The 12,790-nt window shown below is 28.6% G+C and carries 11 protein-coding genes; 7 read left to right on the top strand and 4 right to left on the bottom strand.

The genetic code is table 11. The annotated features are described in order from the left end of the window. The 7 genes from ACSIGC_RS02980 (at position 1) to ACSIGC_RS03010 (ending at position 6,730) form a co-directional block, all read left to right on the top strand. Complete coding sequence (locus ACSIGC_RS02980; RefSeq protein WP_442266675.1) at positions 1–1,335, top strand: DUF58 domain-containing protein; 1,335 nt, start codon at positions 1–3, stop codon at positions 1,333–1,335. A gap of 43 nt (positions 1,336–1,378) precedes the next feature. After that, complete coding sequence (locus ACSIGC_RS02985) at positions 1,379–1,762, top strand: DUF805 domain-containing protein (RefSeq protein ID WP_442266676.1); 384 nt, start codon at positions 1,379–1,381, stop codon at positions 1,760–1,762. Between the two features lie 109 nt (positions 1,763–1,871). Further along, positions 1,872–3,083: a peroxiredoxin family protein gene (locus ACSIGC_RS02990; RefSeq protein ID WP_442266677.1), complete on the top strand. Its 1,212-nt coding sequence runs from the start codon at positions 1,872–1,874 to the stop codon at positions 3,081–3,083. Positions 3,084–3,104: 21 nt separating this feature from the next. After that, positions 3,105–3,641, top strand: coding sequence for a hypothetical protein (locus ACSIGC_RS02995; protein WP_442266678.1), 537 nt, complete (start codon positions 3,105–3,107; stop codon positions 3,639–3,641). Positions 3,642–3,894: 253 nt separating this feature from the next. Next, entirely contained in the window at positions 3,895–4,554 is a 660-nt protein-coding gene (locus tag ACSIGC_RS03000; protein WP_442266679.1) for a hypothetical protein, read from the top strand. A gap of 19 nt (positions 4,555–4,573) precedes the next feature. Beyond that, on the top strand, positions 4,574–5,110 hold the full coding sequence (locus ACSIGC_RS03005) for a helix-turn-helix domain-containing protein (RefSeq protein ID WP_442266680.1): 537 nt from the start codon (positions 4,574–4,576) through the stop codon (positions 5,108–5,110). Between the two features lie 108 nt (positions 5,111–5,218). Next, entirely contained in the window at positions 5,219–6,730 is a 1,512-nt protein-coding gene (locus tag ACSIGC_RS03010; RefSeq protein WP_442266681.1) for a serine hydrolase, read from the top strand. Between the two features lie 109 nt (positions 6,731–6,839). On the opposite strand, the gene ACSIGC_RS03015 is transcribed toward ACSIGC_RS03010, so the two are convergent. From ACSIGC_RS03015 to ACSIGC_RS03030, 4 genes are all read right to left on the bottom strand, one after another. Next, positions 6,840–7,676 carry a mechanosensitive ion channel family protein gene (locus ACSIGC_RS03015; protein ID WP_442266682.1) on the bottom strand — a complete coding sequence of 279 codons (837 nt, stop codon included), beginning with the start codon at positions 7,674–7,676 and terminating at the stop codon, positions 6,840–6,842. Then, positions 7,669–8,004 (bottom strand): DUF2834 domain-containing protein, encoded by a 336-nt coding sequence (locus tag ACSIGC_RS03020; RefSeq protein ID WP_442266683.1) that lies wholly within the window; start codon positions 8,002–8,004, stop codon positions 7,669–7,671. Before ACSIGC_RS03020 ends, ACSIGC_RS03015 begins: the two co-directional genes overlap by 8 nt. After that, positions 8,005–10,695, bottom strand: a complete 2,691-nt coding sequence (locus ACSIGC_RS03025; protein ID WP_442266684.1) for a DNA gyrase/topoisomerase IV subunit A — start codon at positions 10,693–10,695, stop codon at positions 8,005–8,007. It abuts the gene before it with no gap. A gap of 192 nt (positions 10,696–10,887) precedes the next feature. Further along, entirely contained in the window at positions 10,888–12,744 is a 1,857-nt protein-coding gene (locus tag ACSIGC_RS03030) for a DNA topoisomerase IV subunit B (protein WP_442266685.1), read from the bottom strand. Between the last annotated feature and the right edge of the window lie 46 nt (positions 12,745–12,790).

Consider the following 12,790-nt stretch of genomic DNA (forward strand, 5'->3'; position numbering starts at 1 on the left):
ATGAAAACGTTTTTTAACTCTTTATTTTTAAATAATCGCTTTTTTTACGCCTTAGGATTAGTAGTTGCATTATTTATAGTTGGTTTTTTCGTTCCTGTATTTTTTGATGTAGCTAAAATACTACTATTCAGTATCTGTATTTTTACTTGTATAGATATTATACTACTATTTTCTAAAAATAAAGGTATTACTGGAGAACGCTTTTTACCTGAAAAACTCTCTAACGGTGATCAAAATAAGATTACGATCACATTAAAGAACAACTACAGCATAAAAATGAATGCCGTAATCTTAGAAGAACTACCATATCAATTACAATTACGATATTTTAAACTTAATGAACGTTTAAAAAAACAAGAAGAACGAAAAAGTAATTATACAGTAAATCCAAATATTAGAGGTGATTACGATTTTGGTAACATGAATGTTTATGTATCTTCACCATTGCAATTTGCTACTAGAAAATATGTTTTAGGAGAACCAAAAATTATTAAATGTTATCCTTCATTTTTAAAGTTAAATGATTTTTCAATCAAAGCAATTTCCAACGACATCACAAGTCAAGGAAATAAAAAGATTCGAAGAATTGGTAACTCAATGGAATTTGAACAAATAAAAGAATATGTTACTGGTGATGATATCAGAACTTTAAATTGGAAAGCTACAGCGAAGCGAAACCAATTAATGGTAAATCAATATGTAGAAGAGAAATCACAACCTGTATATTCTATTATTGATACAGGTAGACCAATGCAAATGCACTTTGATAATTTAACGCTTTTAGATTATTCTATAAATGCTTCTTTAGCTGTAAGTAACGCTATTTTAAAGAAACATGATAAAGCGGGTATGTTCTCTTTTTCACAAAAAATAGACAATCTTATTGTTGCAGAACAACGTAACTCTCAAATGAATCTGATCTCTGATGCATTGTATAACATTAAAACCAACTTTTTAGAATCTGATTATAGTTTATTATATGCGTCTATCAAGCGAAAAATAACAAGTAGAAGTTTATTAATACTATATACTAATTTCGAAACTTTAGATGCTTTAAAACGTCAATTACCTTATTTAAGAGCTATTGCAAAAAACCATTTATTATTAGTTGTATTTTTTCAAAATACTGAACTGAATAAAATTATAGATCAAAAATCGAAAAAAGTAAGTGATGTATATGATACTATTATAGCTGAAAAATTCATTTACGAAAAAAAACAAATTGCTAACGAATTAAGAAAATATGGTATTCAGTCGGTTTTAACAAAACCTAAAGAATTAACCGGAAACACAATTAATAAATACTTAGAATTAAAATCAAGAGGATTATTTTAATTTTTATCTTAATCAAAAAATTAACTCAAAAACAATAATTATTATGAATTGGTACTTAAAAGTGCTTAAAGATTATGCTAATTTTTCAGGAAGAGCAAGAAGAGAAGAATTTTGGATGTTTACATTAATTAGTTTTTTAATTAACATAGGATTAAGTTTAATTATAGCTGTTATCCCTGAATTATTTATTTTATCTACTTTGTATAGTTTAATTATTTTAATTCCTACTTTAGCTGTAACAGCTAGAAGACTACATGATATCGGAAAAAGTGGATGGACTTTCTTGATTATTTTAATACCTGTTATTGGAATTATCTTATTATTAGTTTGGTGGGCTCAAGATAGTCAACATGGACCAAATAGTTGGGGAGACAACCCTAAAGGAATAGGTAATACTAGAGAAATTGATCAAATAGGAAGATATTAAAATCAAATATTATAAATAGAAATGAGATCGTCCAATTTGGGCGATTTCTTTTTTAACTAGCATTATGTAAGATTTTTTTGTTACTTCGTACTAATACCAAATTTATCTTATGAAATCTTACTTAGCTTTACTCATAGCTGTTATTTTAACTTCTTGTGCTTCTGAAACTAAAATAACCAAGTTAGAAAAAGGAACTTACAGAGCTGCATTACAAATCCAAGATCAAAAAGAACTCCCTTTTATTTTTGAGGTAATTAATGAAAACGAGTTACATGTTTTTAATGCTGAAGAAAAAATAAAAGTTCATGAAATCACTTACAAAAATGATTCTGTAAAAATACAAATGCCATTTTTTGAAGGTTATCTTGTAGCAAAAATTAAAGAGAATAAACTTGAAGGTGAATTTGTAAAATCTAGCTTAGATCGTATTGTTCCGTTTACAGCTCAAAAAAACACCAACCGATTCGCTAATACTTCTAAAAGCGTATTTAATATTTCAGGAAACTGGGAAACAGTTTTTAGTCCTAATTCAGAAGAAGATAAATATATAGCTAAAGGTATATTTAAACAAGAAGGAGATAAAGTTACAGGTACATTTAGAACTACTACAGGAGATTATCGTTTTTTAGAAGGTAATATCAATAATGATATTTTACAACTTTCTACTTTTGATGGCGCTCATGCATTTTTATTCACAGCAAAAGTCACTGACTCTACTATGAATGGACATTTCTATTCTGGTAATCATTGGAAAGAGCCTTTTACAGCAAAACTGAACAACAGCTATGAATTACCTGATGCTGAATCATTAACCTATTTGAAAGAAGGTTATGAAACGATTTCATTTTCATTTCCTGATAAATATGACACTATGGTTTCTTTAACAGATGACCGTTTTAAAGATAAAGTAACTGTGGTTCAAATTATGGGATCTTGGTGTCCTAACTGTTTAGATGAAAGTAAATACTACTCAGAATATTACACAAAAAACAAATCGAAAGGAATTGAATTTGTTGCCTTAGCTTTTGAAGTTGCTAAAACTAAAGAAGAAGCTTTTGAATATTTGAATCGTTTAGAAGAACAAACCAACATCACCTACCCTATTTTGTTAGCTCAATTTGGTTCATCTAATAAAATTTCTGCTCAGGAAAAATTACCAATGTTAAACCACGTTTTATCATATCCAACTACAATTATACTTGATAAAAAAGGAAAAGTGAGAAAAATTCATACTGGATTTAATGGTCCTGCTACTGGTAAATTATATACCGATTTCACAAAAAACTTCGACTCTTTTTTAAACGAATTAGTTAACGAATAATCTGTTAAAAAATAAATGATTATGAAAAAAGAAAATATAACTTATATAACTCATTTAAAAACAGTAATTACTGCGTTAATGTTATTTATCTTTAGCGTTAATACAGTATTTGCTCAAAAAAGTAATGATGATATTTTAAATGAAGTTTACAATAAGGGAAAATCTTTTTCTATTCATATCAAAAATGGAGATTTTGAGCACTTATCTAATAAAAAACCACCAAAAGGCACTTGGACTTATTCCAAATTGATAGAATATAAAAAGAATATAGGGTCTAAAGATATATTTTACGGAAGTATTATTATACCTACCAATGATGAAACAATGTATTCTTATAATTTATTTGCTTATGATTTAAAAAAAGAATTTTATTATTTTGTTGCTATTGTTAGCTATAAAATAGATAATAAATCTATAAAATTTGATAATGGTTTTTTATTTACTGAAAAAGAAATAATAACAAATTGGTGGAAAAATATTGCTGAATTTTATAGAAGTAAAAAAATAGAAAAAATACCTGAATCTTATAAATTAAGGTTTTGTCCTCCACCTCCTTAAAACAAAAAATCAATTTTAGAGTTCTTATAATATGATTAATATAAGTTAATTTTCATAAATATATAACTTTTATAAATTTCTAAATTAATCAGCTTATTTAGTTTATAGCTTATGAGAAAAAAAATTACTTCAATAATATTAAATTACCTTATTACTATGTTGTAAAAGGAAAAATCAACTAAAAATAAACGATTTAAACTTCTCTAAGATTGATGAAAAATCAATTCAAAAAAATAATATTAAAGAAACTTATTTGATTGCTGCATCAGATTTTGGGCAGTATCAAAAGAATGATACCATAAGTGTTTTAAAATATAATAAACACGGAAAACTAATAAATGAATATATAAGAACTAAAGCTTTCCATAACTATAATGTTTCTTATCAATATGGTTCATTAAACTTAATTACTAAAAAAATTCATTCATCAGATTTTACTAATGAATTTGATTTTGTTTATGAGTTAAAACCTGATAGTCTTTTATTATATCAAAAATATAAGAATCAAATCTATAAAAATATAACTGGTAAAATTCCTGTTATTTCAGGAACTTTTAAATTCAATAAACAAGGATATTTAATTGAAAAGTCTCAGTATGAAAATAATGATTTTAATGCAGGAAGAAAGTATATAACTCAATATACTTATGACTCTTTACATCAATTACTGTCTGAGAAAAAGTTTTTAGACTTAAGTATTATTAGTGATTCTGCAAACTATAACTATTATACATCTTATAAAAACATTTTAAAATACTATTATACCGACCGAAAAATAGATTCAGTTATACAGTTTTTTTATTATAAAAATAAAACAAATGAAACCTATAGAATTCTTTATGATAAAAATGGTTTAATAAAGGAAAAAATAAGAGATAGTATTCATATCTTTTACCAACATAATACATTTTAACACCAATTAAATTTCAATAATGTCTAAACTTTTAGCTTACAGAAAAGAATTTAATCTTACACAAGAAGAACTAGCTGAAAAATCTGGAATATCTGTTAGAACTATTCAAAGAATAGAAGCTGGTGCCCCTTTAAAAGGTCATACTTTAAATGCTATCTCAAAAGCTTTAAACATAGACATAGAAAGCTTAAATGGTCAAAAAAATGAAAAAAGTATAAATATCAAACTTATTAAATTAATTAATTTATCTTCTTTACCTTTTATTGCTATTCCTCTAGTAAATATTCTTATTCCATTTGCCATTGTTTATTATAAAAAAGAATACAATCGTTTAACAAAAGAGATTATCTCACTTCAGATATTTTGGACAATTATTTCTACTATTTTAATTCTTTTAAGTCCATTTGCTAATAGACTTTTTTCTTCAGAAATCAGACTAACATTACCAATAATGATTCTTTTAATCTTAATAAACATCACTATCATCTTAGTAAATACAGCAGGATTGGACAAACATCAAAAAAACTATATAAAGCTAAAATTCAACTTTTTATAATGCTTGTCGTGACTTTGTCAGGTTATTTTCGGGCTATTTTCAGGTTTCTTTTATTCTGAATTATAGAATATTGCCTCATCATTTAAATTTTTAATTACAAACAAAATCATGAAGCAATTTTATACTCTTATACTAATTTTTATAGTTCTTTTTTCAACAAAAATAGGAGCACAAGTTTCTAAAAAATCAAAACTATTTAATGAACTAAAACAAATTGATAGTTTATTTTTTGAAGAAGGTTTTAATAAATGTAATTTTTCTCTGTTAGAAAAATATATTGCTACTGATTTTGAGTTTTATCATGATGAAAACGGAATTCAAAATAGAACACAATTTTTCAAAGGATTTAAAGAAAGTATTTGCACTAACACGAATAAAAAACCTATTAGAAAAGTCGTAGATGAAAGTTTAGAAGTTTTCAGATTAAAAAATAATGGTGAAACTTATGGTGCTATTCAAAAAGGAATTCATTTGTTCTACATAAAAGAAACAAACAAAGAACCGTATCTTACCAATATAGCCAAATTTACTTCTCTTTGGAAGAGAGAAAATAAACAATGGAAATTAGCTAGAGTTTTGAGTTATGATCATAAAGAACCTAAAACTAATTATGGTCCGAAATTTACAATTAACTATCCTTCTCCTCTATTTGAAAATGATAAGCTTATAGAAAAACTTCTTAAAAAGCATCAAATTACATCACTATCAATTGGTTATATAGAACAAGCTAAAATTAGACAATTGAGAGCTTTTGGCTATCAAAAAGACCTTGTAAAGACTGATTTAAACAGTATTTATAAAGTTGCCTCTTTAACCAAACCTATAGTTGCAAATGTTATACTTAAACTTGTTGATTCAGGACAAATTGATTTAGATGAACCTCTATCGAAATATTATATTGATTCAGATATAAAAGATCATGAATTTTTACAAAAACTTACAGTTCGTAATATATTATCACACCAATCAGGATTACCAAATTGGAGATATTTAACACCAAACCGAAAATTAAGTTTTATAAGAGAACCTGGAACAAAATGGGAATATTCTGGCGAAGGATTTGAGTATATGAGAAAAGCTATAGAGAATAAATTACAAAAGCCTTTTGAACGTATTGCAGAAGTATTATTATTTAATCCTTTGAGAATGGAAAACACATCTTTTAATTGGAATTCGAAAATCAATGAAAATAATTATGCTATAGAACATAACGAAAAGAATAAAGCAATAACTTTTGAAAAATACACTTCGGTTAACGCTGCTGCCAATTTATTAACTACAACAAAAGATTACTCTAAATTTTTAGTTCATCTGTTAAACGGTGCAGGAATTTCTAAGTCCTTATATCAAGAGTTTATAAAACCACAGTCAAGAGAAAAGGAAGGAATATTCTGGGGTTTAGGTATGCAAATCCTACCTAATTTAAAAAACAATGAAACTGTTTTAATGCATACTGGTGGAGATTATGGAACTAAAACCATAGCTTTAATTTCTTTACAGTCTAAAAAAGGAATTGTAATACTATCTAATTCTGAAAACGGAATGAAAATATGGCAAAAACTATTACAAGAATATTTTTCTGATTTTGGTAATGAAATTATGGATAGAAATATGAAGTAAAGATAAAAAGCAGAGAAGTTTTAAATTTCTCTGCTTTTTGATTTACTACTTTGGTAATTCTACCTCTTCATTCCATATATATTTTAAAAACCATTGCCAAATTGACTTTTTAATCGATTCTCTCTACTTTATTAATTGGGATAGGTAAATCAACTCCTTCTTTAATAAAACGCTTATGAACAGCTTCTTTTAAAGCACATTTCCCTCTAAATTCTTGAAATGGTTCGTTCATCCAAACATAAGCTCTCATATGAATATAGGTTTCATGAATATCAATTACACGAACATCAATGCTATCACTAGATTCAGTTTCCATAACCATTGGAAGTTTTACTGCTTCTTCTTGAATAATCTTACGAGCTAAATCTATATTCGCTCGCAATCCTATTTTAAAATTATTGAAGCTTAGCACGTGAGAATCCTCTATAGTATGATTTAATACAGAATCGGTACTAATTACAGAATTTGGAATGATTAAACGTTTATTTTCAAAATTGTTAATTACTGTGTGACGTAGAGTTATATCTTCAACAATACCAACTCTAGCCTCATCTAGTTTAATATAATCACCAACTCTAAAAGGTTTAAAAATTACGATAAAAGCTCCGGCTATTAAATTCGATAAAGCTGCTTGTGCAGCGAAACCGATGATTGCAGCAATAATACCAGCTCCTGAGAAAATTAGTGTTGCCTTACTTCGTAAAGTAGGTACGGTCATTACAATAAAAAACAAGGTAAATATTCCTACAAAAAATTTTACTGAATTGCGTAAAAATTGAATACTTGTTCTACCAAAACGTTCAGTTTTTTTTGATTTTATAACTATTAAAATTATCTGTCGTATTATTCTGGAAATACCCCAAGAAATTAACAAAACAACAAAAATGTATATAGTTATACCTAAAGGGCTTTTTAAGTCAAAATCGTATGTGAGAAGTTTATCCAATTAAATTTTTCTTTTCAATAGTATTTGTTCTTATATACAAATATAAAGGAAATGTAAATGCTACCGCTACGATGAAGGTTAATGGTATTAAAACCCACCAGTATTTAACTTTCAATTTGATTGCATCTGGTATGTAAAAGGCAAAAAAAGTTAAAACAACTACTAATAAATCTGCACTTAACGACTTACCCGCAAAATTGACTTTTGCATCTGCAAAAAAGTTCAAAAATGATGGATCAGCTGCTGTTTGAAAATATTGGATATTGTAATACCATGTGTAACACATACCCAATATTGCCAAGAATAAGTACAAATACTTTAGTTTCATTTAAAATAATGCTGTTTGACTTTCATTATCACCTTCTTTCTTCTTTTTAATTGCTACTTCTAATGCTTTACGTGCTTTTTCTTTTTTATCTAAAGATTCATCTGCTTCTGTGACATTAGTATCTTCAACTAACTCTTCTTCATTTACCTCTATATTTTCAACCTTTTCTTCTTCAGGTTCTTCATAAGGTAATGATTCTAGAGTTTTAATCGTTCTAATTTTAGCCGCTGTTAATTGATTTCCAATTGCTTTTATACCTTTTACAGAAATAAATTCTTCGAAATTTACTTTCATACTTGGTAAAGCTCTCTTAGAAAAAATCACTTCTACCATAGGGCGATAATCTGTTACTACAATCTGTAATTGTGACTTTTCGTGATCTGTGATAAATATTTCTTCTTTATCTGTGCTTTCTAACAAGAAACGCTTCACATAATAACGCTCTTTATGTCCGTCGTAGTAAATAGCAGAAATTGGTTTATTAGGTTTCCATTTTTCTAAAACAATCATGTCGTTATCAAAATGCATTGCTAAGTCTGGTGTTACAGCTTTAGCTTTACCCGATTGCTTTACAATTAAGATTTTATCTTCAGCTTTAAACTCTCCTAATAATTCACCTCTTTCGTCAACATTCAAACGTCTAACAGTATCATCAAACCAAATCTTACGCGGTTTTAATGTTGATACACCAGCCTCTTTAAATTCTACTTTTTTAACGCTATGTTTAGTAACTAAATTACCTCTAACACTTCTACCTTTAATTGCCAAATCGGCAAAATCTAAATCCCATTTTAGCTTTTTAACACTTCCAACGGCTCGTAATAAAATAGTAACAACTTCTGCTTCTCCATTTGGATTTGCAGAGAAATACAATACTTGAGAACCTTTATTTCCGTTCGTTAAATCGTATTCACGATCTCTAGTTATAGAAGTTACATTAAAACGTTTCATATAACTTGGTCCACGAGTACCATCTTTATAAATCAAATTATAAACTGTACGTTTATCTTTTTTCTTGAAAACTGCTACATGGATAATTCCTTTACCAACAAACGTTTTAGAATCTACTTTGGTAACTTGCATGACACCATCTTCGCGGAAAACAATAATATCATCGATATCTGCACAATCTGCAACAAATTCATCTTTCTTTAAAGATGTCCCGATAAAACCTTCTTCTCTATTCACATAAAGTTTTGCATTGCGCATTACCACTTTTGTAGCGACAATGTCATCGAAGATTCTGATTTCAGTTTTACGCTCTTTACCTTTTCCGTATTTATCTTTTAGTTCTTTGAAGTAATCAATAGCGAATTCGATAAGATTATCTAAATATTCTTTTACCTCTGCTATTTTCTCTTCTAAACTTTCTATGAATTGTTTCGCTTTATCAATATCAAACTTAGATATTTTCTTAATTCGAATTTCAGTAAGTTTTACAATATCATCTACAGTAACTTCACGTTTTAAATGCTTAGTATGAGGTTTTAAACCTAAGTCAATTGCTTCAATTACGCCTTCCCAAGTTTCTTGTTCCTCAATATCACGATAAATTCTATTTTCAATAAAAATTCTTTCTAATGAAGAAAAATGCCATTGCTCTTCTAACTCATTTAATTGAATTTCTAACTCTTGTTTTAATAAATCAACAGTGAAATCTGTAGAACGTTTCAATACATCAGAAACACCAATAAAAATAGGTTTGTTATCTTCAATAATACAACACAATGGAGAAATTGAGTTCTCACAATTTGTAAAAGCGTATAATGCATCTATCGTTTTATCTGGAGATACATTTGGTGGTAGATGCACCAATATTTCTACATTAGCAGCTGTATTGTCTTCAATCTTCTTGATTTTGATTTTCCCTTTATCATTTGCTTTTAAAACACTATCAATAAGCGAAGAAGTTGTTGTTCCGAAAGGAACTTCTGTAATTACTAACGTTTTTTTATCTAACTGAGAAATTTTTGCTCTTACACGAACTTTTCCTCCACGCTTACCATCATTATAATTGGAAACATCCGCAATTCCTCCAGTTAAAAAATCTGGAACTATAGTAAAGTTTCTTCCTCTAAGATATTTAATCGAAGCATCGATTAACTCATTAAAATTATGTGGTAAAATTTTTGTAGATAAACCTACTGCAATACCTTCTGCTCCTTGAGCTAATAATAATGGGAACTTTACAGGAAGATTTACAGGTTCTTTTTTACGACCATCGTAAGACGATTGCCATTCGGTAGTTTTAGCATTGAAAACAACATCTAAAGCGAATTTAGATAAACGTGCTTCGATATAACGTGAAGCTGCAGCTCTATCTCCTGTTAAGATATTACCCCAGTTTCCTTGCATATCTATAAGCAACTCTTTTTGTCCCATTTGCACCATGGCATCTGCAATAGAAGCATCACCGTGTGGGTGATACTGCATGGTATGACCAACAATATTAGCTACTTTATTATAACGTCCATCATCTAAATCTTTCATAGAATGCATGATACGACGCTGTACAGGTTTAAATCCGTCTTCTATAGATGGAACAGCACGTTCTAAGATTACATACGAAGCATAATCTAAAAACCAATCTTTATACATTCCCGTAACCTTAGTTATGGTCTCTGTGTTTTCTACTTGGTTTTCGTTTGTTAATTCTTCGTCGTGTTCGTAATTATTGTTTTCTTCGCTCATGTATTATAAACGTTTGTACATTTTTGATTTTTTTACTTTTTTGATCTTAACAATATAAAAATAGCTAGACCTATTATTGTTATAAAAGCTGCATAGTTACCGTCATCAGTAATCTCGTTGAAATTTATTGAAAATAACATTAGAAAAATAAAAAAAAGAGCTATTAATATTAAGCCTCTATTTAATTTCATTTTAACTTTCTTCTATTAAATCTTGTTCAACTTTTAGATTCTCTATAATAAACTTTTGACGATCTGGTGTGTTTTTTCCCATGTAAAATTGTAACATTTGATCGATAGACATTTCTTTATCTAACATCACTGGATCTAAACGAATATCTTCCCCAATAAAGTGTACAAATTCATTCGGAGAAATTTCTCCTAATCCTTTAAATCGTGTGATCTCTGGTTTTCCTCTTAACTTGGCAATAGCAGCTTGTTTTTCTGTTTCAGAATAACAATAATGCGTTTCCTTTTTATTACGAACTCTAAAAAGTGGTGTTTCTAAAATATATAAATGTCCTTCTTTTATTACTTCTGGGAAGAATTGTAAGAAAAATGTAATTAGTAATAGTCTAATGTGCATTCCATCGACATCGGCATCAGTTGCGATTACAATGTTGTTGTAACGTAAACCTTCTAATCCGTCTTCTATGTTTAATGCCGCTTGAAGTAAGTTAAATTCCTCGTTTTCATACACGATTTTCTTTGTTAAACCATATGAATTTAAAGGTTTTCCTTTTAAGCTGAAAACCGCTTGAGTATTTACATTTCTAGATTTTGTAATAGATCCAGATGCAGAATCTCCCTCGGTGATAAATAACGTTGTATTTAAATAATCTTCTTTCTTAGTATCTCCAAAGTGAATTCTACAGTCTCTTAATTTTTTATTGTGAAGATTTGCTTTTTTAGCTCGATCTCTTGCTAACTTTCGGATTCCTGATAATTCTTTACGCTCTTTTTCAGCTTGTAAAATCTTCTTTTGAAGCGTTTCTGCAATAACAGTATTCTTGTGTAAGAAATTATCTAATTTTGTTTTTACAAAATCATTAATGTAAGTCCTTACAGTTGGTAATCCGTCTCCCATTTCGGTAGAACCTAATTTTGTTTTCGTTTGACTTTCGAAAACAGGCTCCATGACTTTAATGGATATTGCTCCAATGATCGATTTTCGAACATCTGATGCTTCAAAGTTTTTTCCGTAGAACTCACGAATCGTTTTTACAACAGCTTCTCTAAATGCAGCTTGGTGCGTACCACCTTGAGTTGTATTTTGTCCGTTTACAAACGAATGATATTCTTCTGAATATTGAGTTTTGCTATGTGTCATAGCAATTTCTATATCATCTCCTTTCAAATGGATGATCGGATATAACATATCCTCAACATTGTTATTATCTTCTAAAAGGTCTTTTAATCCATTTTCTGAATAATATTTTTCTCCGTTAAAAACTATAGTCAATCCAGGATTCAGATATACATAGTTTTTCAATAAACGAATTACATATTCTGGACGATATTTATAGTTTTTAAAGATAGCATCATCTGCAATAAAAGTAACCTTCGTTCCTCTTCTTCTCGTTGTTTCCTCTAAAAGATCTTGATTGGTAAGATTTCCTTTTTCAAATTCAGCAGAAGCTGATTTTCCATCACGCGTACTTTCTACACGGAAATATGTAGATAATGCATTAACAGCTTTGGTACCAACTCCGTTTAATCCTACAGATTTTTTAAAGGCTCTACTGTCGTATTTTCCTCCGGTATTCATCTTAGAAACTACATCGACGACTTTTCCTAACGGAATACCACGACCGTAATCTCGAACAATAACTTTATTACCTTGGATAGATACTTCGATTGTTTTTCCTGTACCCATAACAAACTCATCAATAGAGTTATCGAGTACCTCTTTTACTAAAATGTATATTCCATCATCAGGAGAAGAACCATCTCCTAATTTACCAATATACATACCTGGACGCATACGGATATGCTCTTTCCAGTCGAGTGATCGTATATTATCTTCGGTATATTTAGTTTCTTGCGCCATAAAATCTGAGAAAAATGAAGTGTATGCTAAAATAAGATTTACCTAG

Source organism: Tenacibaculum aquaeponti (genome assembly GCF_052084715.1).
In the GTDB taxonomy this organism is placed as follows: Bacteria; Bacteroidota; Bacteroidia; order Flavobacteriales; family Flavobacteriaceae; genus Polaribacter.